General features: G+C 61.6%; 20 protein-coding genes. 8 read left to right on the plus strand and 12 right to left on the minus strand.

Going from position 1 to position 21818, the window contains the following annotated elements:
• Nucleotides 1-48: 48 nt before the first annotated feature.
• The 7 genes from AC0L3L_RS28600 to AC0L3L_RS28630 all read right to left on the minus strand — a co-directional run bounded on the left by AC0L3L_RS28600 (nt 49) and on the right by AC0L3L_RS28630 (nt 5607).
• Nucleotides 49-516 (minus strand): DUF1203 domain-containing protein, encoded by a 468-nt coding sequence (locus AC0L3L_RS28600; RefSeq protein WP_473640329.1) that lies wholly within the window; start codon nt 514-516, stop codon nt 49-51.
• Between the two features lie 77 nt (nt 517-593).
• Nucleotides 594-1400, minus strand: coding sequence for a 4-hydroxy-tetrahydrodipicolinate reductase (gene dapB / locus AC0L3L_RS28605; protein ID WP_473640331.1), 807 nt, complete (start codon nt 1398-1400; stop codon nt 594-596).
• A gap of 316 nt (nt 1401-1716) precedes the next feature.
• On the minus strand, nt 1717-2274 hold the full coding sequence (locus AC0L3L_RS28610; RefSeq protein ID WP_473640333.1) for an OmpA family protein: 558 nt from the start codon (nt 2272-2274) through the stop codon (nt 1717-1719).
• Nucleotides 2275-2373: 99 nt separating this feature from the next.
• On the minus strand, nt 2374-2937 hold the full coding sequence (locus AC0L3L_RS28615; RefSeq protein ID WP_473487439.1) for a GNAT family N-acetyltransferase: 564 nt from the start codon (nt 2935-2937) through the stop codon (nt 2374-2376).
• Nucleotides 2937-3794, minus strand: coding sequence for a 3-mercaptopyruvate sulfurtransferase (gene sseA, locus AC0L3L_RS28620; protein ID WP_473640335.1), 858 nt, complete (start codon nt 3792-3794; stop codon nt 2937-2939). The genes AC0L3L_RS28615 and sseA overlap by 1 nt, the downstream gene beginning before the upstream one ends.
• A 35-nt stretch (nt 3795-3829) precedes the next feature.
• Nucleotides 3830-4573 (minus strand): alanyl-tRNA editing protein, encoded by a 744-nt coding sequence (locus tag AC0L3L_RS28625; protein WP_473640337.1) that lies wholly within the window; start codon nt 4571-4573, stop codon nt 3830-3832.
• Nucleotides 4573-5607: a cysteine synthase A gene (locus tag AC0L3L_RS28630; RefSeq protein ID WP_473640338.1), complete on the minus strand. Its 1035-nt coding sequence runs from the start codon at nt 5605-5607 to the stop codon at nt 4573-4575. Before AC0L3L_RS28630 ends, AC0L3L_RS28625 begins: the two co-directional genes overlap by 1 nt.
• 210 nt (nt 5608-5817) lie before the next feature.
• Here AC0L3L_RS28630 and AC0L3L_RS28635 point away from each other — a divergent pair, with 210 nt between their 5' ends.
• Both AC0L3L_RS28635 and AC0L3L_RS28640 read left to right on the plus strand, forming a co-directional pair.
• Nucleotides 5818-6639 carry an SDR family oxidoreductase gene (locus AC0L3L_RS28635; protein ID WP_473640340.1) on the plus strand — a complete coding sequence of 274 codons (822 nt, stop codon included), beginning with the start codon at nt 5818-5820 and terminating at the stop codon, nt 6637-6639.
• Between the two features lie 96 nt (nt 6640-6735).
• Nucleotides 6736-7710, plus strand: coding sequence for an alpha/beta hydrolase (locus AC0L3L_RS28640; RefSeq protein ID WP_473640342.1), 975 nt, complete (start codon nt 6736-6738; stop codon nt 7708-7710).
• Between the two features lie 102 nt (nt 7711-7812).
• Here the strand turns inward: AC0L3L_RS28640 and AC0L3L_RS28645 are convergent, their stop codons facing one another.
• A complete protein-coding gene (locus AC0L3L_RS28645; RefSeq protein ID WP_473640370.1) occupies nt 7813-9222 on the minus strand; it encodes a DEAD/DEAH box helicase in 1410 nt (469 codons plus the stop codon).
• A gap of 409 nt (nt 9223-9631) precedes the next feature.
• On the opposite strand from AC0L3L_RS28645, the gene AC0L3L_RS28650 reads away from it, so the two are divergent.
• The 3 genes from AC0L3L_RS28650 to AC0L3L_RS28660 are packed head-to-tail and all read left to right on the plus strand — an operon-like array spanning nt 9632 to nt 12229.
• Entirely contained in the window at nt 9632-11164 is a 1533-nt protein-coding gene (locus AC0L3L_RS28650) for an acyl-CoA carboxylase subunit beta (protein WP_473549675.1), read from the plus strand.
• 7 nt (nt 11165-11171) lie between these two features.
• Nucleotides 11172-11864: a hypothetical protein gene (locus AC0L3L_RS28655; protein WP_473640344.1), complete on the plus strand. Its 693-nt coding sequence runs from the start codon at nt 11172-11174 to the stop codon at nt 11862-11864.
• Entirely contained in the window at nt 11822-12229 is a 408-nt protein-coding gene (locus AC0L3L_RS28660) for a hypothetical protein (RefSeq protein ID WP_473640346.1), read from the plus strand. The genes AC0L3L_RS28655 and AC0L3L_RS28660 overlap by 43 nt, the downstream gene beginning before the upstream one ends.
• Before the next feature lie 34 nt (nt 12230-12263).
• On the opposite strand, the gene AC0L3L_RS28665 is transcribed toward AC0L3L_RS28660, so the two are convergent.
• Both AC0L3L_RS28665 and AC0L3L_RS28670 read right to left on the minus strand, forming a co-directional pair.
• Entirely contained in the window at nt 12264-14267 is a 2004-nt protein-coding gene (locus tag AC0L3L_RS28665) for a hypothetical protein (protein WP_473640348.1), read from the minus strand.
• Complete coding sequence (locus tag AC0L3L_RS28670; RefSeq protein WP_473640349.1) at nt 14264-15796, minus strand: NAD(P)H-hydrate dehydratase; 1533 nt, start codon at nt 15794-15796, stop codon at nt 14264-14266. The genes AC0L3L_RS28665 and AC0L3L_RS28670 overlap by 4 nt, the downstream gene beginning before the upstream one ends.
• A 378-nt stretch (nt 15797-16174) precedes the next feature.
• Between AC0L3L_RS28670 and AC0L3L_RS28675 the strand changes: the two genes are divergently transcribed.
• Both AC0L3L_RS28675 and glnA read left to right on the plus strand, forming a co-directional pair.
• Nucleotides 16175-16513, plus strand: coding sequence for a P-II family nitrogen regulator (locus tag AC0L3L_RS28675; RefSeq protein WP_095494897.1), 339 nt, complete (start codon nt 16175-16177; stop codon nt 16511-16513).
• A gap of 54 nt (nt 16514-16567) precedes the next feature.
• A complete protein-coding gene (gene glnA / locus AC0L3L_RS28680) occupies nt 16568-17977 on the plus strand; it encodes a type I glutamate--ammonia ligase (protein WP_202362972.1) in 1410 nt (469 codons plus the stop codon).
• Between the two features lie 170 nt (nt 17978-18147).
• Here glnA and AC0L3L_RS28685 read toward each other — a convergent pair whose 3' ends face one another.
• On the minus strand, nt 18148-19188 hold the full coding sequence (locus tag AC0L3L_RS28685; RefSeq protein WP_473487428.1) for a glutamine synthetase beta-grasp domain-containing protein: 1041 nt from the start codon (nt 19186-19188) through the stop codon (nt 18148-18150).
• Nucleotides 19189-19505: 317 nt separating this feature from the next.
• On the opposite strand from AC0L3L_RS28685, the gene AC0L3L_RS28690 reads away from it, so the two are divergent.
• On the plus strand, nt 19506-19700 hold the full coding sequence (locus AC0L3L_RS28690) for a DUF2735 domain-containing protein (protein ID WP_473640351.1): 195 nt from the start codon (nt 19506-19508) through the stop codon (nt 19698-19700).
• Nucleotides 19701-19788: 88 nt separating this feature from the next.
• On the opposite strand, the gene AC0L3L_RS28695 is transcribed toward AC0L3L_RS28690, so the two are convergent.
• Nucleotides 19789-21678: an MFS transporter gene (locus AC0L3L_RS28695; RefSeq protein ID WP_473640353.1), complete on the minus strand. Its 1890-nt coding sequence runs from the start codon at nt 21676-21678 to the stop codon at nt 19789-19791.
• Nucleotides 21679-21818 lie beyond the last annotated feature (140 nt).

The following is a 21818-nucleotide window of genomic DNA, read 5'->3' on the forward strand; positions in this document are numbered from 1 at the left end:
GACAATGCGACAGGCATACGACGCGACCGATGAATACCGCCCGGATCGTCACGCGCGCTCGATCCGGCACTGGTAGCAGTTGTTGCGCGCCGAGCGGACATGCACATAGGCGATATCGTTGCGCTCGAACAAGGTCTCGGCCCGCGCCGCGATAGCGCCCGTCGGAATGACGGCGCCGCTGCCGTAGACGATGCGGTCGTCCCTGCCGTAGCCGCGCACGATGTAGTCGGCACTTTCGAGCATTTCTGGAAGCGCCTCGGCTTCGGCGGCGCGCTCGCATTCCTCGGCATGCAGAAAGATCGGTCCGGTTTCGGCGTAGGGCTGCAATTCCGGGAATGGCCGGTAGGCCAGGATGAGATAGGCGTCTCCGGCGGTCACGTTCTTCAGGCAGTGGCGGCAAGGCACGCCGTCGCCGTCGGATATTTTCCGCTCTGGTATCAGTCCATAGGCGTCCGGCGCGCCGCGCTGCAAGGCTCTTACATCTTCCGTGGGCAAGGCTTTGAACTGGATGGTCATGGCGAAATCTCCGGTATCGTCGACCGAAAATTACGCCGCTGCGCCAGCGTCTCCCACCCGATTCCTGCCAATTTGGATCAGTCCATCAAGGCGTCGAGACCGCGCACCAGCCCTGTGATCTCCTGTACCCGCCTGATAGCGAGCAGTGTGCCGGCCACGTAAGGAGCAGCGGACGAGCCGGCGTCGTGACGAATGGTCAGCCGCTCGTCGGGCAGGCCGAACAGCGCCTCACAGGACAGGATGTAGGAAGGCAGGCGAAGCGCATGCACCTGCACCCCCTCGCCCGTACCGACCGCCGCACCGCGGGTTCCCGGCACACCCGAGACCTCCGAGACCGGCCGCACCGTCGAAGCCTTGCGGACATCGGCCAGCGCTTGGGCAAGCTCGCTCGCGGTGCCGGACGGCGCGTCGGGCTTCTTGGCGCTCGCATAGTCGATCACCTCGACATCCGGCACGTATTTCGCCGCCATCAGGGCAAACCGCTTCATCAGCGTGGCAGTGATCGAAAAATTGCCGGCTGCAATGACGCCGACACGATTGGCGCGTGCTGCAGCGTCGATCTCCCCGAAATCGGTCGCACCCAGCCCCGACGTGCCGATCACAACGTGCCGCCCCTTCTCTATGGCCAGCAGCGCATGGTCTTTCACCACATGCGGCTTGGTGTAGTCGACCAGCACGTCCGACGGTACCTCCAGCGCCTCGGCCAGCGAAACGGAAACGGTGATGCCGTTGGCCGGCATGCCAATCAGGAGGCCGGAATCCTGCCCCGCGCCGCTGCGCGACACAGCCCCGGCCAGTGCCATGTCGCCTTGCGCCCCGATCGCCGGAATCAGTGCCTTGCCGACCCAGCCGGTCGCACCGGCCATCACCACCCGAATCGTCATCGTTTGATCCTCCATCATCATTGGAGCGCCGCGCGTCCTTTTTTGAAGCGCAAAGGACACTCCAACATTTGAGTCTACGCATCGTGCTTTCCGAAAATCGATCCCGATTTTCGGGCCGATGCGGTAGGCTTTGAGCGACAGCGATATGGAAAGAGCGCGACTCATTCAAGCCAGGCTCTTTTTCGGCTGTTGATCCAGACCGCAGTGACTGAGCCTGTTTCGAAAATGACAGCGGCGAGTCAGATGATGGTGTCTTCGAGAACCGGAAGCGCAGAAAACGCCTTCAGATGGCCGCCAATGCGGATTTCGGACAGGCTCAGCGGATGAAGTCGTCGAAGCGGCGCAGCGTCACCCGGCGATTGCGCCAATTCTCGTTCTGCGTCTGCACCAGCAGGAATTCCTCGCCGTAGCCGACGGTTTCCAATGTATAGCCCGGCACGCCGAATTCGCGCACCAAGGTGCGCTTCAGCGCAGCGGCGCGCTGTTCGGAGAGGATCTGGTTCGACTGGAAAGAGCCGACCGCGTCGGTATGGCCTTCGATCAGCACGCGGGCACCGCGGTCGCGCCGCAGGATGCGCCGAAGCGCATCGGCGATATTTTCGATCTTGCCATATTGCGATTCGGAAATGGCCGCCGAGCCAAAGGCGAAATTGATCGACTGGATATCGATCGAACGGGCCATGCGCCGCAGGTCCGGCCGCCTCTTGAATTCGCGGATGGAGACGCGCTGGTTCGGGCGCAGCTTAACGCGGGGTGCGGCCTCGAGCTGACGCTCGATCGTCGCCGCCGAAGGCGTGGTTGCCTGGGCGACGGCAAAGGTCGGCACGGCGAGGGCCGCAATCAGCGCGGCGGCAAATGTGCGTCGGGTCAGCATGTCTTTTCTCCTTCGGCCTCTGCCGCATTGATGGTGCCGGCAAGATGGCAAAGACAAGCTGAAGCATTGATGAACAATAGGTTCAGTTTGCGGAGAAAATCATGGCCGCATGACACTGGCCGCACGCTCGGCGAAGGTCATTGGATGCACGATCTCCTTCTTTTGCGCGACCGGTGCAAAGCCGAGCTTCTGGTAGAGCGGCAATGCCGCCGGATGGTCGAGCGTGCAGGTCTGCACCGTCACCCGCCTTGGGCCGTGCGACCAGGCGGCGGCGATCGCCGCACCGAGGAACCAACGGCCGATGCCTTGGCCGGTCGCGTGCTCCATCATGCCGAAATAGGCAAGTTCCACTTCTTCAGGCAGATGCGGCTTTAGGTCGAAGAAGCCGGCCGGAGATCCATCGAGATACAGCACCCTGATGTCGCGGTCCTCGCGATGGATGCCTGCAGAAAGCTCCTCGTCGCTCAGCCTCAGCACGTTGACCCAGTGCCATTTGCGGCCTACCCGATCCATCAAATAGCGGTAGAAATGCAGCGGAATGTCTTTGGTCTTCAGCAGAGCGACCTGGCGGTTGTACGGCACCGGCGGCGAATAGGCCGGCGGCACATGCATTTCGAGAAACGTCACCGTGACCTCGATGTCTTCAAGCGCTCCGTTTTCCATCACTGTCGATCCTTGCCCGTCACGACGGGCGTATCGCCAAGCCCTCCCCATTCCGTCCATGAACCGTCGTAGAGCCTGTTGTCGGTATGGCCAAGCGTCTCGAGCGCCAGCGTGATCGCCGCCGCAGTGACGCCTGAGCCGCAAGAGGTGACAACCGGCTTCGATAGGTCGATGCCGGCGTCCTCGATCACCTTGCGCAATCGATCTTTCGGCAGCAGCTCGCCGTCCTCGGCAAGCGCCGAAAACGGCACATTGTGCGCGCCGGGCATATGGCCCGAGCGGATGCCGGCGCGAGGCTCCGGCTCGGTACCGGCAAACCGGCCAGGCGAACGCGCGTCGGCGATCTGGCTTTCCCCGGTCTCGACGATCCAGCGCATATCGGCCAGGCTGGCGACGCGAGCGGCATCGAAGTCGGCATGAAACACGCAGGGCGCGATCTTCGTCGGCTCCGCCGTTACCGGCCGTCCCTCCGCTTTCCAGCGGTCGAAACCGCCGTCCAACACGTAGACCTGGAACACCCCCATGACACGGAACATCCACCAGGCGCGCGGCGCCGAGAAGAAGCCCGGACCGTCATAGACGACGATGGTGTCGTCGGCCGAAATGCCCATGGCGCCGACATATTGGGCGAAATGCTGCGGCGACGGCAGCGTATGCGGCAGTGGGGAATCGGGATCCGAGATCGCATCCTGATCCAGGAAACGGGCACCTGGAATGTGCGCTGCGTCATATTCGGCGCGCGCGTCGCGCTTCTGCGCCGGCAGATACCAGGATGCGTCGACGATGGTCAGGCCAGGTTCGCCGAGGCGCTTCTGCAACCAGTCCGCATCGACGGTGAAAGGGCTGTCTTCGGCCATTCTTCTTCTCCTGCCCGCCTTTGACAATCTGTTTATCAGGCCGGCGGCATCGGTCCAAAGCGTATTCGGAAGCGCCGGTTCTCGCGACCCTTCTTCTCGATCTTGCCGATATGGATCTCGCCGACTTCTCCTGTGCTCTTCACATGGGTGCCGCCGCAAGGCTGGCTGTCGATCGAGGCGTTCTCGCCAATGCAGACCAGGCGGATCTTGCCCGTGCCGACGGGTGGCCGAACATTCTTGGATTTCACCAGTCCCGGATTGGCCGCCAGTTCCTCGTCGGTGATCAGCCTGACAAAGACCGGGTGGTCGGCCCGCACCAGTTCCATCAGCCTGGCCGTCACGTCTTCCCTGGTGAAGCCGGCATCCGGGATGTCGAAGTCGATACGGCTGTCATCCTCGGAAACCGAGGCGCCGGTGATCGGGAACGGGCAGACGACGGTGAGCAAATGGCAGGCTGTGTGCATGCGCATCAGCAGATACCGCCTCTCCCAATCGACGGCGAGCTTTATCGGCTCGCCGACCTCAAGCACTGCTTGCTCAGGCGGGGGCACATGGATGATCTCGTCCTTGGTCTCGCCGGTGATGGTGGCGGCAACGTTGATTAGGCTGCCGTCGGCGCGCTCGAGAGTGCCGGTATCGCCCGGCTGCCCGCCCGACGTGGCATAGAAGATCGTCCGGTCCAGAATGATGCCGCCACGGTCGTTGACGGCGACAATCGTGGCGTCAGCCGTCCTGAGATAGGCGTCGTCGCGAAACAGCGCTTCCGTTTTGTAAGCCATCACGCGACCTTCTCGAACGGCACCGAAATTGTGCTCCGCTGCTCCATCCAGCCCGGTACCGGCAGTTTCTTTTGACGCAGGAATTCCGGGTTGAACAATTTCGACTGATAGCGCGTGCCGTAGTCGCAAAGCACCGTCACGATGGTGTGGCCGGGACCTATCTCACGCGCCAACCGGATCGCGCCGGCAATGTTGATGCCGGTCGAGCCGCCGACGCACAGACCCTCCTCCTGGATAAGATCGAAGACGATCGGCAGTGCATTCTCGTCCGGGATCTGGAAGGAGAAATCCGGCGTGAACCCTTCCAGATTGGCGGTGACCCGCCCCTGCCCGATGCCTTCGGTGATCGAGCTGCCTTCAGATTTCAGCTCTCCGGTGGTGTAGAAACTATAGAGCGCTGCCCCCAGCGGATCGGCGAGCGCGATCTTGACGTCCTTGCTCTTGGACTTGAGCCCGAACGCGACGCCGGCCAGCGTTCCGCCGGAGCCGACCGCCGAGACGAAACCGTCGACCTTGCCGCCGGTCTGGGCCCAGATTTCTTCCGCCGTGGTGCGGGTATGGCCATCACGGTTGGCGACGTTGTCGAACTGATTGGCCCAGATCGCGCCGTTCGGCTCGGACCGGGCCATCTGCTCGGCCAGGCGGCCCGACAGTTTCACATAATTGTTGGGGTTCTTGTAGGGAACGGCAGGCACCTCGATCAGCTCGGCGCCGAGCAATTTGATCGTGTCCTTCTTCTCCTGGCTTTGCGTCTCGGGGATGACGATCACGGTGCGGTAGCCAAGCGCCTTGGCGACAAGCGTCAATCCGATGCCGGTGTTGCCGGCCGTCCCCTCGACGATGACCCCGCCCGGCCTCAAGAGCCCGCGCTGCTCGGCGTCGCGGATGATGAACAGCGCGGCGCGGTCCTTGACCGACTGGCCCGGATTCATGAATTCGGCCTTGCCCAGGATCTCGCAGCCGGTTTCTTCCGAGGCTTTGTTGAGGCGGATCAGAGGCGTATTGCCGATCGCTTCGATCACAGAACGGGGCATGGACATTCCTTTATGCTTGCGGCGGAACCCTAGAAACCCGAAGCTTCGGTTTCAAGGCAAGAATTTGTCTGGTCCAGCGGCATTTCTGGGCTGCAATTCCTAAAATAGACGTCGCCTTCCGCTATTCGTTGAAGCTCCCACTGAAAAGCGCTCTTTTCATTCGATTTCTTCACCGCTAGAGCACAGGCTAAAAAAGTCGCAGGGCATAGCATGACTCTCTACCGGGCCAACCCGAAAGACGGCATCGCGTGGATCACGGGCGGCAGCAGCGGCATCGGCCGTTCATTGGCCAAGGACCTTGCGGAGCAAGGCTATGCCGTCGCGGTGACGGCGCTCGACGACGATCCGATCGATACGCTTGTTGTCGAGACGGCGCAGATGGCGGGCCATGTCACGGCCTATCCTTGCGATGTCACCGACGAGAGACGCATGGCAAAGACGGTGGCAGCGATCGAGAAGGATCTTGGCCCGATCGTCTTGGCCGTCTTCAATGCCGGGAGCTATATTGCGACCGCCGGCGAAGACCTCACCGTCCGTGGATTTCGCCAGTCCTTCGATGTCAATTATTTCGGCATCATCAACGGCCTGGTGCCGGTCATCGAACGCATGCGCGTCCGCGCGCGCGGCCATATCGTCCTGGTCGGTTCGGTCACCGCCTATTTCGGCTGGCCGACCACGGCCGCCTATGGCGGCACCAAGGCGGCGGTCAATATCCTCGCAGAGTCGCTGAAATACGATTTCGACAAGATGAACGTCCGCATCCAGGTGATAAATCCGGGCTTCGTCGACACCCCGCTGACCGAGAAGAATTTGCTGCCGATGCCCGGTCTGATGCCCGTCAATCGCGCCTCGCGCCGCATGGCGCGCGGCATCAAGTCCGGCGGCTTCGAAGTCACCTTCCCGCGCCGCTTGAGCTGGGGCCTGAAGCTGCTCAGAATCCTGCCGAGACCGTTCTGCCGATGGGTCATCAGCACCGCGACCCGCTGGAAGGCGCGTCCGCTGATTTTCGACCGCAAGCCGCCGAGCGAATAGACGGGCCTTCAAAGTTGGCGATCCCGCCGCCGGCGAGACGCCGTTGCCTGTTTGCCATCGCGGCCATAGGTTGCGGATTGTTGCGTGGAGTCTGCGATGGGGCGACGGATCGTGCTTGCGGTATTGGGTCTCGCCGTCATTCTTGTCCTGGCCTTCGTGCTTGGCCCGCGCATCCAAGCCGACACCACGATCCGCTTCGATCCTTCCGTGATCGGCGATGATCCACAAGCTTATCTGGCACGCAAGGAGGCTGCCGTACCGGGCGTCTACGACGGGCTGGAGAAGGAGATCATCTGGGCCAATCCGATGGTTCACGCCAGGACGCCGCTGTCGATCGTCTATATCCACGGCTTTTCGGCGTCGAAGGGCGAGGTTCGTCCGCTGCCGGACGAGGTGGCCGACCAGCTCGATGCCAATCTTTACTACACCCGCCTCACCGGCCACGGACAGGGCGGTGCCGCAATGGCGGATGGCAGCGTCAACGCCTGGATCAACGACTATGCGGAAGCCCTCGCCATCGGCCGGGCGATCGGCGACAAGGTGATCGTCATCGCCACCTCGACCGGCGGCTCGCTGGCAGCCTGGGCTGCGACGCAGCCGGGCGCATCGGAGGGGGTGGCGGCAATAGCGTTCATCTCGCCGAATTTCGGCGTCAAGGCTTCCGGCGCCGAACTTCTGACCATGCCGTGGGGCCGAGAGATCGCCGAGTTGGTCGCCGGCAAGCAGCGCAGCTTCGTGCCACGCAATGCGCTGCACGAGAAATTCTGGACCTACCGCTATCCGATCGCGGCGACCCTCCCAATGGTGGCGCTGACCGAGCTAGCCTATGGCGCGCCGGTGGAGAAGGCGACCATCCCTTCCCTGTTCATCTTTTCCGATTCGGACAAGATCGTGCGGCCGGACCGCACCCGCGAAATCGCCGGGCGCTGGGGCGCCGCGCACGAACTGGTGCCGGTCGACGATACCGGCGATCGGGACAATCACGTCATTGCAGGTGACGCACTGTCGCCAGCAACAACGGCTTTCCTCGCGCAGCGCATTGTCGTGTGGATACAGGCGGTGGTGAAGTAGATCTCAGGCGAAAAAGGCGACCGAAGCATCGCTCCGATCGCCTTTTTTCAGTTACCCGCAATCAAGCCAAGCCCGCGGGCTCAGCCGGATCTAACTATCCGATTACGCAGCTCGCGCCGCTGGCCGCTTGCCGCCGAAACGACGCTTGTTGTTGCCCTTGAAGGGCTTGGCGCCTTCCGGCTTGCGCTCGCCGACAAAGGCTGGCTTGTCGCCAAAACGCTTCTTGCCGAAGCCGTTGTTCTGGCCACCGGGACGCCTGCCGTCGCGACGGCCATTGCGGTCGTTGGCCGGCTCGAAGCTGCGCTCGTTCTTTTCGGCGGGATTGCGCTGCGGGTCGGGGCTGCCGAGATGGTCGGCAACGATCGGCAGCTTGGTGCGGATGATGCGCTCGACCTGGCGCAGCTTGCTGTTCTCGGACGGGTCGCAAAGCGTGATGGCGATGCCGTCCATACCGTTACGACCGGTGCGGCCGATGCGGTGGACATAGCTCTCCGCCTCGTCCGGCAGGTCGAAATTGACAACATGGCTGATGCCGGGCACGTCGATGCCGCGCGCCGCGATATCGGTCGCCACAAGAATGCGCACCGAACCGTCGCGGAAATCGTTCAGCGCCTTCTGGCGGGCGTTCTGCGACTTGTTGCCGTGGATAACGGCGGCGTTGAAGCCGTCGCGCTCAAGGTCCTTGGTCACCCTGTCGGCGCCATGCTTGGTGCGCGAAAAGATGATGACGGACTTCATTGCCTCGTCGGCGAGCATTGTCGACAGCACCTGGCGCTTCTGCTTGGTGCGGGCAAAGACGACGCCCTGTACAATCTCGGCCGCCGCAGTGCTGTGAGGCGCAACTTCGACGCGGATCGGGTTCTTCAGCAGGCCCTTGGCCAGTTCGGCGATTTCGGCCGGCATGGTCGCCGAGAACAGCACCGTCTGACGGTCCGGCGCAGTCGCCCTGGCGATGCGCTTGACGTCGTTGATGAAGCCCATGTCGAGCATACGGTCGCCCTCGTCGAGCACCAGCCATTTGGTGTCGGCAAGAATGAGGTCGCCCTCACGCACCAGGTCGGTCAGCCGGCCGGGCGTGGCAATCAAAATGTCGACGCCGGGAGCAATCTTTTTTACCTGGCTGAAGCGCGAGACGCCGCCAAGCACGAGTGCTGTCGAGACATGCGCGCCCTTGGCGAGCAGCTTGATCATCTCTTCGATCTGCACGGCGAGTTCGCGCGTCGGCGCCAGAATAAGCGCGCGAGCGGTCTTCGGCCGGCGCTTGGTGCCGAGCGCGATGATCTTCGACAGGATCGGCAGCGCGAACGCCGCGGTCTTGCCCGAACCGGTCTGGGCGATGCCGAAAATGTCACGGCCTTCCAGCTGCGGCGGGATCGCCTGCGCCTGGATCGGCTTCGGATCGGTGAAGCCGGCGGCATGGGTGGCCTTGAGCAGCGCGCCCGTAATTCCAAGTGCTGCGAAACCCGAAAGTTCCCCAGTGTCCTTACCGGTCAGAGTGTCCTTACCGGTCAAAGTGTTTTCGTTGGTCAAAATATTCTTCTTTCACGCGGCTTCTGGCCGCAAACATCGATGGCGGCAGGGCGCAACAACCTGCCGTCGAAAAAACTGTCATGAAACGACAAGGCGGCGGACGTTATCGTCCGCACGGCTGCGCTGTCGTGCCCGCAGGCATCATGCCACGGGGCTTTTTCGCCGCCTTGCCGATATGTCGGAAAGAGGGAAAACAGACGCAACCAGTCTCATTCGTCGAGAAGGCCGGATAGTCCCGGCCCAAGCGCCTATGTCGCCGCATATGGCCCAGTTCGTTGCGAAATGCAAGGGGCGTCATGTTGCAGCGCAGCGAAAGCCATGGCGAAGCGGCGCTTGCGCTCGCCTGCCGTCATGATTACCACAAATCAGCTTCCGTTTTGGGGATCGACCGATGAAGGACGTGCTGAAGGAACTCGAGCGCCGCCGCGATATGGCGCGCATGGGCGGCGGCCAGGCCCGCATCCACGCTCAGCACAAGAAGGGCAAGCTCACCGCGCGCGAACGCATCGACGTCTTTCTCGACGAGGGTTCGTTCGAGGAGTTCGACATGTATGTCGAGCATCGCTCGACCGATTTCGGCATGGAGAAGACCAAGATCGCCGGCGACGGCGTCGTCACCGGCTGGGGCACCGTCAACGGCCGCCCGGTCTATGTCTTCGCCAAGGACTTTACCGTTTTCGGCGGCTCGCTGTCCGAGGCCCACGCCGAAAAGGTGGTCAAGGTGCAGGAGATGGCGCTGCGCAACCGCGCACCGATCATCGGCCTCTACGACGCCGGCGGCGCCCGCATTCAGGAAGGCGTGGCAGCACTTGGCGGCTATGCCGAGATCTTCCAGCGCAATGTGCTCGCCTCCGGTGTCATCCCGCAGATTTCACTGATCATGGGCCCTTGCGCCGGCGGCGACGTCTATTCGCCTGCCATGACCGACTTCATCTTCATGGTTCGCGACACCTCCTACATGTTCGTCACCGGGCCGGACGTGGTGAAGACCGTAACCAACGAAACGGTGACTGCCGAGAGCCTCGGCGGCGCCTTCGTCCACACGACCAAGTCCTCGATCGCCGATGGCGCCTACGACAATGACGTCGAGGCGTTGCTACAGATGCGCCGGCTGGTCGATCTGCTGCCTGCCTCCAATACGGCTGATATCCCCGAGATCCAATGCTACCAGTCGGTCACCGATCACGATCTATCGCTCGACCGGCTGATCCCCGACAACGCCAATAAACCCTACGACATCAAAGAGTTGATCCTTAAAGTTGCCGACGAGGGTGACTTCTTCGAGATCCAGCAGAATTTTGCGAAAAACATCGTTACCGGTTTCGGCCGCGTCGAAGGCCGCACGGTCGGCTTCGTCGCCAACCAGCCGATGGTGCTGGCCGGCGTTCTCGATTCAGACGCCAGCCGCAAAGCGGCGCGGTTCGTGCGCTTCTGCGACTGTTTTTCGATTCCGATCGTCACCTTCGTCGACGTTCCCGGCTTTCTGCCCGGTACCGCGCAGGAATATGGCGGGCTGATCAAGCACGGCGCCAAGCTTTTGTTCGCCTATGCCGAAGCGACCGTCCCGAAGATCACCGTCATCACCCGAAAGGCCTATGGCGGCGCTTATGACGTGATGGCGTCAAAGCATCTGCGCGGCGACATGAACTATGCCTGGCCGACGGCGCAGATCGCGGTGATGGGCGCTAGGGGCGCGGTCGAGATCATCTATCGCAAGGACATCGGCGATGCGGAGAAGATCGCCGCACATACAAAGGCTTACGAGGATCGCTTCCTGTCACCCTTCGTCGCCGCCGAGCGCGGCTATGTCGATGAGGTGATCATGCCGCATTCGACCCGCCGCCGCATTGCGCGCGCGCTCCGCATGCTGCGCAACAAGGATATGCAGAACCCCTGGAAGAAGCACGACAACATTCCGTTGTGAGACGCTGATGTCGCGCCTGGTCCTCTACACGGGAGAGCACTTCGGCAGATTTGCCGTCCTGCTTTTTGTTCTGCCGCTTTTCTGCCCGGTGCTCCTCTGGCTGCTGCTCCTTGATCGGCATCCGCTCGCGGTTATCGCGGGCGGTATTATTGCCGTACCGGCTGCAATGCTGGCTTTCGTTCTGTTAATTGGAGCATTGTTTGCCGGTTTTCGGCCTAGCAGGGTGGAAGGGATTACTCGGGAATCGGCGCCAAAATTGTGGGCAGTGTGGGACAGCGTGGCTGGCAAACACCGCGCCAGCCAGACGACGATTGTGCTGAGCAGTGACCTGAACGCCAGCATTGGGGAAGAGCGCCCGTTTCTGGGTCTGCTCGGCCGTCGAGCGCTCTTGACCGTCGGTATCCCGTTGCTTGCCGTGACCGACGAAAAGGCATTTTCGGCAATCCTTGCTCACGAAAACGCTCATCTGAAAAACAGGGATACAAACGGCGGTCTCAATCTTGCCGAGCTCGACAAAAGCTTCGATTTGATCTTCGAGTATGCTCCTTCCGGAAAAACAGTTTCCGGCAGATGCTGGCTCCGCTGTCGTACTCTCTGGAACGCGAAGGAATACGGCTATCGCGACGAGCGGAAATCGATGCCGATCGTCATGCGGCAATGTCAGGCGATTCGTACGAAGCAGCACGCGCCCTGCTCCTGATTGCAGCGGCCGACAAGTTCTTCAATGACCAGGTCTACAATCCGCTTAAGCGTGAGTTGCTTGGCGCGATGGCACCGCCTCGCCCGCCGCTTGATAGAGTTCTGGCGGTGTGCAGCGACTTGTCGAGCACGAGCCTTCTGCAAGAATATGCACTGAAGGCCTGGGACGCCCCCGATGACGAGAAGGCGGACCATCCACCATGGTCGGAACGTCTGACTGCTCTTGGATATAGCTCCGTTCCAACGATAGAGCCGGTTTTGGTTCCTGCCCTGTCGAGCCTGCTGAGCAATGAAATGGTCGGAGAGCGAGTTCGCCATTTCGACAGTGAATGGACATCGAAAATCGCCGATTATCTCGATCGGTAGGCGATCCCTTTGGATTTTTGCGACGAGGTACCGGTCACTCCGCTTCCGCCGCGCCAAACCCCGCCCCCATGGCGGCGCGGACAGCGCCCGCCCAGGGTGTGGCATGATTGTCGATGCGCATCTGGAAGATAAAATAGGTCGGCGAGCAGAAGCCGATACCTTTCATCTTGCCGATACCAGGCGTATCGGGCGGCAGCGACTGGCACATATAATCCTCGCGGCAGAAATGATCGGCCGAGCAGGCCGGCCTGTTGCCGCGATTAACGGCGCCGCCGAGGCACTGGTCGAAATTGTTGGTCGCCACGCAAATGTCGAATTTTTTCCCGCCGACCAGCCCGCAGATCTCGTTCGGCATCGGCTTGCCCGGCTTGAAGCCGGCAAAGGCACGATCCTTGTCATTGCAGCCGCGATAGGCGATGCCGGCCGGCACGCCGATCTTCGGCGGCCGGCAAGTGTAGGCGGTGCGCGAAATATCGGTGGCGAAGGCCGCGAATTGGCCTGATATGCTGTAGCGGTCATTGAAAGGCTGCGCCGGGTTGCTGAAGATCGAGCCGGTCAGACATGGATGACCGGAGAACATCTTTTCGCTGCCCTTGGGCAACAGGCATTGCGCCAGTTTCGTCCGCACGCCCGATGCAGTCGCCAGCACCGTGCAGACGGTGCCGCCGCCGCATTGCCAGCCCGCAGCGAAGTGCTTTGCGTCCTCCGGCATCAGACACGGCATCGCCACCTCGGCCGGCAGATAGGCGACCTCGCCGGCGTCCTGCCATGCGGCCGGGGGCGCGAAGGACAGCGGGCGAAGGCGGTTCGGCTCCTTGCCCTCGACGGTCGCGCGCAGCCACGCCTCGCGCCGCGGCATCTCGGCGTGGAGATGCGGCGAGATGCCGACTTCGATGCGGTTCAGCGGCGATGTGGTCTTGTCGTCGAGGCCGATGAAATGGAAACCGGCGGTCGACCCCGCCTGATGGCAACCCTGGCAGGCGCCATTATCCAGCCGCTCGACCAGCGCTTCCGGCGTGCGCACCAGCTTCAGCGCGGAATAGTCGAGCCCAGAAAAATCCGCGGGCTGGAACAGCGGCGTGAACGGGTGATTGGCCTGCCTTGCGCTGCCAAAAGTCGACCACGAGATGACTTTCTTCGCCAGGAATTCATGCGGAATTTCGTAGACACCGAGATCGACCGCCGCGAGACTGGCGCTGATATAGTCGGCAAGTTTTGCTTTCAGCGCGGCGTCGTCGGCAAGCAGCGCCACATCCGGTGTGTTTTCCAGCGGCTTTTCGCTGACCGTCTCTCCATCGATGCCAAAAATCCGCATGAGGTAGGCAGCCTGCCCGCCAAATTCGGTCTGCTGGCCGGAGGGAAAGCGCACCACCTGGGCGTTGAGTTCGAGCTGCTTGAAGGTCAGCCCGGCCTTCTCCAGCGGCCCGCCGATGAGCCAGCCGGTATCGACGGTCTCGTCGAGCTGCGGCGTCCAGCGCCCGGCAACGCCGACGCAGCCGCCGTCGACGTCCGGCGCGGCGCTGTAGATAGCATTGAAGTTGAACGGCAGGCGCGAGGCCAGAACCTTGCCGTTTTTCTTGAAGCTGTAGGCAAGGCGATAGATGAAACGCACCTCGCCGCAGCGCCCGTCGCCTCGTATATCGGCGAAATCACGCCGATCGAGCCGGTTGACGACACCGACCAGCCGGAAACGGGCGGCGTCGGTCTTCAGCCAGCGCATGTCCATGATGCGGCCGACATTGCCGTCGGTGACTTCGTAGAGCGGCCGCCCGCCAGCCTTCATCTCGGCCCGCAGCGCGGCGACATCGCCGGCAACCGTTTCGACGATCTGGTGATAAGCAGGCGCCTTGTCATAGAGCGCCTTCAGGTCGCCCCCGCCATCGACGCCAAAAATGCCGGCGAAGCCAAAACCCTTGGTGTCGAGGGCGGCAAGCAAGGCCGGATCGTCGACGATCATCACCGGACCTTCGGCGCGCGCGAGGTTGGCTAGGAAGAGGCTGACGAAAATCACAGCGATCAAGGCGAGCCGACGGTTCATTCAGCGGTCATCCCGTGGCGATTTTCGACAAGCTCGCGCAGCACCGGCACCAGCGCCAGCGGCAAGTCTTCGGCGATCAGCCCAGGCCCGAAACGGCTGCCGGCCTCGGCATGGATCCAGACCGCCGCGCAGGCGGCTTCGAAAGCCGGCATGCCTTGCGCCAGGAAGCCGGCGATGATGCCCGACAGCACGTCGCCCGACCCGGCTGTGGCCAGCCATGGCGCGCCGTTACCGTTGATCGCTGCCCTGCGATCGGGCGCCGCGATCACCGTGTCCGCGCCCTTGTAGACGACGATGGCACCGGCACGCTCGGCGGCAGTGCGCGCCTTGGCCAGCTTGGACAGGTTCTTGTCTCCGGCGATGTCTGGAAACAGCCTGGCGAATTCGCCCTCATGCGGCGTCAGCACCAGCACCGGCGCGTTCGGGCGACGGGCGGCTTCGAACAAAACGTTGGGCGTATCGCGAAACGCGGTGATGCCATCGGCATCGAGCACCAGCCCGTCGACCCTGCCGTCTGGCCGTTGTCCGGCGGCCAGTACGCCGAGGGCAAAATCGCGTGTTTTTTCGCCGACGCCAAATCCGGGTCCGAGGACGAAAGCCGACGGCCGGCGATCGCCGATGAATTCCTGTACGTCCGCGATGGTGTCGGCCTTGCGCAACATGATCGAAGTCAAATGCGCGGCATTCACCTGCAGTCCGTTCGCCGGCGACAGCACGGTCACCGCCCCTGCCCCGCTCCTGGCCGCGGCGAGCGCCGACAGCCGTGCCGCACCCGTCGCAGATGGCCCACCCGAAAAAACGCCGACATGGCCGCGCCTGTATTTATGCGTGTCGACGGCTGGCATCGGGAAACTTTCTAACCAAAGCGGCGGGGTGTTCTCGAAAGTCCGCGGTTCAAGCTGCGCAATGATCCTATCGCCGATGCCGATGTCGGCAAGCACCAGCTCGCCGCACATCTCGCGCCCAGGCAACAGCAGATGGCCGGCCTTTTTTCGCGCGAACGTCACCGTGAATCGGGCGCGGAATGCCTGGCCGAGAATCTGGCCGCTCTCGCCTGACACGCCTGAGGGCAGATCGACCGCAACGACGGGCAGGTTCAGTTCTGTCGCAACCTCGACCGCCCTGGCGGCATCGCCGGATAGCGGCTTGGACAGCCCTGCCCCATAAAGGGCGTCGACCAGGATCGCTCCTGTCTCGGCGGCAAATTCCGACAGCGGCCGAGGCCTGACCGGGCATTCCGAAGCGGCGAGCGCCGCGTCGCTGCCGGCTTTGGGCGAGCCGGATGCCCACATCAAGACGTCGATGGCGCTGTCCTGAAGAATGCGGGCGACGACATATCCGTCGCCGCCATTGTTGCCCGGCCCGCACAACACGTGGACGCGCCTGGCAGCCGGAAAATGGGCGAGCACCACCGCAGCGACCGCGGCACCTGCATTGCGCATCAGGCCAATGCCGTCGAGAGGTCCGGCGGAGATCGTCAACCGGTCGGCCTCAGCCATTTCGGCCGGAGACAAAATTTCATTGTTCATGGATGCCGATCCGTATTGGCTCAAGCCCGATCCTTGTGGTCAGAACATTGTCCAGTTTTCGGTTCGAAGCAAACGGTGATGAGGTGGCACAATCCATAAGCACATCTTGGGGACAATGGCTTCGTCGAAGCACAAATGCTCACGAAATGCTCTGTCTGCCCAATTATTGTGCGGACGAAAGCGCCGACAATGTGTAGGTTCCCAGTATCCATGACGCATTCAACGCAGCGAATGACGCGAATTTACCCCCCAACGCGGCATGGCATCGAAATCGCGTGATACCGCTTCGAATCCCCTCAAATTGGCACAATTCGTGCTTGAAGGAGGCGCAAGCGGGGCTCACAACCCGTCTTTTTGGCAGTGGAGGCCATTTTTTACATGAAAAAGATCGAAGCGATCATCAAGCCGTTCAAGCTAGACGAAGTGAAGGAAGCGCTTCAGGAGGCCGGGCTGCAAGGCATCACCGTTACGGAGGCCAAGGGTTTTGGCCGCCAGAAGGGCCATACCGAACTCTATCGCGGCGCTGAATATGTCGTGGATTTTCTGCCCAAGGTGAAAATCGAGGTCGTGCTCGGCGACGAGGCGGTCGAAGGCGCGATCGAAGCCATTCGCAAGGCGGCCCAGACCGGCCGCATCGGCGACGGCAAGATCTTTGTCTCCAACATCGAGGAAGTCGTGCGCATCCGCACCGGCGAAACAGGGATGGACGCGGTCTGAGCTTTCTGATTTCAGATCATTTCCTCGAAACGTCATCAGACAGGGAAACATGACATGACGACAGCCAAAGACATCATGAAGCAGATCAAGGACAACGACGTTAAATTCGTTGATCTGCGCTTCACCGATCCGAAGGGCAAGCTGCAGCACGTGACGATGGATGTCGTCGAGGTCGAGGAAGACATGTTTGCCGACGGCGTCATGTTCGATGGGTCCTCCATCGCCGGCTGGAAGGCGATCAACGAGTCCGACATGGTGCTGATGCCCGATACCGAGACGGTGCATATGGATCCGTTCTTCGCGCAGTCGACCATGGTCATCCTGTGCGATATCCTCGACCCGATCTCCGGAGAATCCTACAACCGCGACCCGCGCGGCACCGCCAAGAAGGCCGAAGCCTATATGAAGGCGGAAGGCATCGGCGATCAGATCTTCGTCGGCCCGGAAGCCGAGTTCTTCGTGTTCGATGACGTCAAGTACAAGGCCGACCCGTACAACACCGGCTTCAAGCTCGACTCCACCGAATTGCCGTCCAACGACGACACCGACTATGAGACCGGCAACCTCGGTCACCGTCCGCGCATCAAGGGCGGCTATTTCCCGGTGCCGCCGATCGACTCGGCGCAGGACATGCGCTCGGAGATGCTGACCGTGCTCGCCGAAATGGGCGTGCGGGTCGAAAAGCATCACCACGAAGTGGCCGCTGCCCAGCACGAACTCGGCATCAAGTTCGACACGCTGGTCCGCAACGCCGACAAGATGCTGATCTACAAGTACGTCGTGCACCAGGTCGCCAATGCCTACGGCAAGACGGCCACCTTCATGCCGAAGCCGGTCTTCGGCGACAATGGTTCGGGCATGCATGTCCACCAGTCGATCTGGAAGGAGGGCAAGCCGACCTTCGCCGGCAATGAATATGCCGGTCTCTCGGAGAGCTGCCTGTTTTACATCGGCGGCGTCATCAAGCACGCCAAGGCGATCAATGCTTTCACCAACCCGCTGACCAACTCCTACAAGCGCCTGGTGCCGGGCTATGAAGCGCCGGTGCTGCTCGCCTATTCGGCGCGCAACCGCTCCGCCTCCTGCCGCATTCCATTCGGCTCGTCGCCGAAGTCCAAGCGCGTCGAGGTCCGCTTCCCCGATCCCGGCGCGAACCCCTACCTCGCCTTTGCCGCCATGCTGATGGCCGGCCTCGACGGCATCAAGAACAAGATCCATCCCGGCCAGCCGATGGACAAGGATCTCTACGACCTGCCGCCGAAGGAACTGAAGAAAATCCCGACCGTCTGCGGTTCGCTGCGCGAAGCCCTTCAGAGCCTCGACAAGGACCGCGGCTTCCTGAAGGCCGGCGGCGTGTTCGACGACGACCAGATCGACAGCTATATCGAGCTCAAGATGGCCGAAGTGATGCGCTTCGAAATGACCCCGCATCCGGTCGAGTACGACATGTATTATTCGGTCTGACCGGATCGGCTAAGCGACAAACAAAACCCCGCCGGAGCGATCCTGCGGGGTTTTGTTTGGGATGGAGAAAATACTCAATCGAGCAGTTGGTGTAGTCGCCCTTGGCAAACGCCGACGCGACGAGGAGCAGTCACGACGCAGACACTCAGGTCCGCACCGTGACTACATGTTCAAGCGGCAGCCGAAACCTGGGCGCTGGTCGGGACGGAGGCGATCGTCTTCAGGATCTGCGAGGCGATCTGGTAGGGGTCGCCCTGCGAGTTCGGGCGGCGATCCTCGAGATAACCCTTGTAGCCGTTGTTGATGAAGGAATGCGGCACGCGGATCGAGGCGCCGCGGTCGGCAATGCCATAGCTGAACCTGTTCCACGGCGCGGTCTCATGCTTGCCGGTCAAACGCTTGTCGTTGTCCGGGCCGTAGACGGCGATGTGATCCATCAGGTTCTTGTCGAAGGCGGCCATCAGCGCCTCGAAATAGTCCTTGCCGCCGACCTCGCGCATATAGGCGGTCGAGAAATTGGCGTGCATGCCGGAACCGTTCCAGTCGGTGTCGCCGAGCGGCTTGCAGTGGTATTCGATGTCGATGCCGTATTTCTCGGTGAGGCGCTGCATCAGGTAGCGGGCCATCCACATCTGGTCGGCGGCCTTCTTGGAGCCCTTGCCGAAAATCTGGAATTCCCACTGGCCCTTGGCCACCTCGGCGTTGATGCCTTCATGGTTGATGCCGGCGGCAAGGCAGAAGTCGAGATGCTCCTCGACGATCTGCCTGGCGACGCTGCCGACGTTGCTGTAGCCGACGCCGGTGTAGTACGGGCCTTGCGGCGCAGGGTAACCGCTCTCGGGGAAGCCGAGCGGGCGGCCGTCCTTGTAGAAGAAATACTCCTGCTCGAAGCCGAACCAGGCGCCCTCGTCGTCGAGGATGGTTGCGCGCTTGTTGGATGCATGCGGCGTCATGCCGTCCGGCATCATGACTTCGCACATGACGAGCACGCCGTTTGTGCGCGCAGGGTCCGGATAGATGGCGACCGGCTTCAGCACGCAGTCGGACGAGTGGCCTTCGGCCTGCATGGTCGAGGAACCGTCGAAGCCCCACAGCGGAAGCTGGTCGAGCGTCGGGAACTCGGCATATTCCTTGATCTGCGTCTTTCCACGAAGGTTGGGAACCGGGGTGTATCCATCGAGCCAAATGTACTCGAGCTTGTATTTCGTCATTCTAGCCTCTCGTTGCTTTGATCACCGAACCTTGGACGGCGCTGGCGTGCCAGCCACCCTGCAGCCGACCTGCCGGACTATTAAAAAGCAATTCGTGTGCCATTCTCGCCGGCAAGGATGCGGCAGAAGTGACGCCGGATCCCGACAAAATTCATTGCGCCGTCACCGCAATGCGTCCGGATCAATCACAAGCACATTTCGCACAAATAATAGGCAACTACTGATCTTTTCGTAATCATGTTGCCTAACTGGATTGCAGAACCTATGTTCGGGAAAGATTGAATCGGCAAGGCTCTGCAGAATAAAGGAGACCGACAATGGAAATCACTCCTACCCGTCAGTCGGCCAAAATCCTGATGTTCCCGGCGGCAGCGCGCGCTTCTGCCTCAAATTTAAGCGGAAAGGCTAAGTTCGCGGCAGAACTTGCTTCGTTGCGCAACCATACGGATTTCGGAAGCGGCTGGTATCACGAAGCGGCCATCGAGGAAGCGAGACAAGACCGGAAGAGCTAACCCCTTCCATTCGCCTCGCTTCTGACGAATTGCAAAGCCCGGCGCGATCACTCGCGCCGGGCTTTGCATTTTTGCTGTTAGGCCAGGATCAGGTCTTGGCGTGCAAGTTCGTTCCCAGCGTATCCCTGACGAAGATCATACCAATGACCAGCGACATCGCTGCGATCACCACCGGATACCAGAGGCCGTAATAGATATCGCCGCTGTAGGCGCTGAGCGCGAACACCGTTGCTGGCAGCAGGCCCCCGAACCAGCCATTGCCGATGTGATAGGGCAACGACATGCCGGTATAGCGGATGCGTGTCGGGAACATCTCGACCAAGATCGCCGCGATCGGTCCGTAGACCATGGTCACGTAAAGGACCAGGACGAACAAGATGCCGATGACCTTTGCCCAGTTGACCTGTTCAGGGTCGGCAAACATCGCAAAGACGCCTGCTCCCGGGACATTGTAGACGGTGATCTCGGGCGCTCCCGCCGCGGCCTCATCGGCCGTCAGCAGCTTGTCCTTGATCGCCTGATCGGCCGCAACCGTCGTCTTGTCGCCGGCGCGGATTACGGCGGCGTCGAGCTTCAGTTCCGGATTGGCCGCGACGAAGGCGTCAAGCTTCTGGTCGGCGACTTTGGCCGCAGCACGCTTCAGCGGATAGCCGCCGTCCTGCAACGCAATGTTGATTGCCTTCTTGAACGCGGCGTCGCTTGAAGCTGCCTTGTCTGCGGCTGCCACGGCATCATAGGACGTCACCGTTTCGTTGCCGATCTTGACACTGGCCGCGGTCCCCGCTGCCGCTGTCGTGACAATGTCGTAGGGCACGGAGCTCTTGGCAAGGAAATCCGTCGCGATGTCACACGACGTGAGAGGCTTGCGCGTTCCGGTCGGATTGAACTGGAACTTGCAGTCGCCAGGCGCAGCGGTAATCGTCGCACGGGTGTTTTGCTGCGCAGTGGCGAGCGCCGGGTTGGCTGCCCAGGTCAGCGCCTTGAACAGCGGAAAGGTGGTGACGATCGCCAGCGCCAGGCCCGCCATGATGATCGGCTTGCGGCCAATCTTGTCGGAGAGCCAGCCGAACACGACGAAGAATATCGTGCCGAGCGCCAGTGCGATAGCGATCATGATGTTGACCGACTGGCCGTCAACCTTGAGCACGTTCTGCAGGAAGAACAGCGCATAGAATTGGCCATTGTACCAGACCACGGCCTGGCCGGCAGTAAGGCCGAGAAGCGCCAGAATGGCGATCTTGGCATTTTTCCATTGGCCGAACGCTTCCGTCAGCGGCGCCTTGGAACCCTTACCTTCGTCCTTCATCCGCTGGAATGTCGGCGATTCGGCAAGCGACAGGCGAATCCAGACCGAAATGCCCAGCAGGATCGCTGAAACCAGGAACGGAATGCGCCAGCCCCACTCCGCGAAGTCTTCCTTGCTCAGCGAATTCTGCACGGTCAGGATGACGATCAGCGACAGGAACAGGCCGAGCGTGGCTGTCGTCTGGATCCACGACGTGTAGAAGCCACGACGGTCGTCGGGTGCGTGCTCGGCGACGTAGGTCGCGGCACCGCCATACTCGCCACCGAGCGCCAGGCCTTGCAGCATGCGCAGGGCAACCAGGATGATCGGCGCCGCGATGCCCCAACTGGCCGCGCCAGGAAGTATGCCGACCAGGAAGGTCGACAGACCCATGATCAGGATGGTGACGAGAAAGGTGTATTTGCGGCCGACGAGATCGCCGATGCGGCCGAACACCAGCGCACCGAACGGGCGCACGAGGAAGCCTGCGGCGAAAGCCAGCAGCGTGAAGATGTTGCGCGTTGTTTCGGGATACTGAGTGAAGAACGCAGCGCCGATCGCGGCCGCCAAGGTGCCGTAGAGATAAAAATCATACCATTCGAAAACGGTGCCGAGTGAGGAAGCGAAGATGACTTTCTTCTCTTCCCGCGTCATGCCGCGGCTTGCTCTGCCGGCGGTCGCTGCCATTACCATGAATTCGTCCTCCCGTGACATCTCGCTGTGCTTGATGCTGCGCGGTGTCGTGCCTAGACACGAACTCGGGCAGCAATCGCCGCGAGAAATGACAGAAAGCGCCGCCCAGAGGCAGCCCGCCTTTGGGATTATGACTTTGG

Source organism: Mesorhizobium sp. WSM4849 (assembly GCF_055811385.1).

Coding starts and splice junctions, on each gene's coding strand:
- AC0L3L_RS28670 (WP_473640349.1), bottom strand. CDS start 15,796: ATGAACAATGAAATTTTGTCTCCGGCCGAAATGGCTGAGGCCGACCGG.
- AC0L3L_RS28630 (WP_473640338.1), bottom strand. CDS start 5,607: ATGCCCCGTTCTGTGATCGAAGCGATCGGCAATACGCCTCTGATCCGC.
- dapB (WP_473640331.1), bottom strand. CDS start 1,400: ATGACGATTCGGGTGGTGATGGCCGGTGCGACCGGCTGGGTCGGCAAG.
- AC0L3L_RS28690 (WP_473640351.1), top strand. CDS start 19,506: ATGGAAATCACTCCTACCCGTCAGTCGGCCAAAATCCTGATGTTCCCG.
- glnA (WP_202362972.1), top strand. CDS start 16,568: ATGACGACAGCCAAAGACATCATGAAGCAGATCAAGGACAACGACGTT.
- AC0L3L_RS28625 (WP_473640337.1), bottom strand. CDS start 4,573: ATGGCTTACAAAACGGAAGCGCTGTTTCGCGACGACGCCTATCTCAGG.
- AC0L3L_RS28695 (WP_473640353.1), bottom strand. CDS start 21,678: ATGGTAATGGCAGCGACCGCCGGCAGAGCAAGCCGCGGCATGACGCGG.
- AC0L3L_RS28635 (WP_473640340.1), top strand. CDS start 5,818: ATGACTCTCTACCGGGCCAACCCGAAAGACGGCATCGCGTGGATCACG.
- AC0L3L_RS28655 (WP_473640344.1), top strand. CDS start 11,172: ATGTCGCGCCTGGTCCTCTACACGGGAGAGCACTTCGGCAGATTTGCC.
- AC0L3L_RS28665 (WP_473640348.1), bottom strand. CDS start 14,267: ATGAACCGTCGGCTCGCCTTGATCGCTGTGATTTTCGTCAGCCTCTTC.
- AC0L3L_RS28660 (WP_473640346.1), top strand. CDS start 11,822: ATGTCAGGCGATTCGTACGAAGCAGCACGCGCCCTGCTCCTGATTGCA.
- AC0L3L_RS28650 (WP_473549675.1), top strand. CDS start 9,632: ATGAAGGACGTGCTGAAGGAACTCGAGCGCCGCCGCGATATGGCGCGC.
- AC0L3L_RS28675 (WP_095494897.1), top strand. CDS start 16,175: ATGAAAAAGATCGAAGCGATCATCAAGCCGTTCAAGCTAGACGAAGTG.
- AC0L3L_RS28600 (WP_473640329.1), bottom strand. CDS start 516: ATGACCATCCAGTTCAAAGCCTTGCCCACGGAAGATGTAAGAGCCTTG.
- AC0L3L_RS28610 (WP_473640333.1), bottom strand. CDS start 2,274: ATGCTGACCCGACGCACATTTGCCGCCGCGCTGATTGCGGCCCTCGCC.
- sseA (WP_473640335.1), bottom strand. CDS start 3,794: ATGGCCGAAGACAGCCCTTTCACCGTCGATGCGGACTGGTTGCAGAAG.
- AC0L3L_RS28615 (WP_473487439.1), bottom strand. CDS start 2,937: ATGGAAAACGGAGCGCTTGAAGACATCGAGGTCACGGTGACGTTTCTC.
- AC0L3L_RS28640 (WP_473640342.1), top strand. CDS start 6,736: ATGGGGCGACGGATCGTGCTTGCGGTATTGGGTCTCGCCGTCATTCTT.
- AC0L3L_RS28685 (WP_473487428.1), bottom strand. CDS start 19,188: ATGACGAAATACAAGCTCGAGTACATTTGGCTCGATGGATACACCCCG.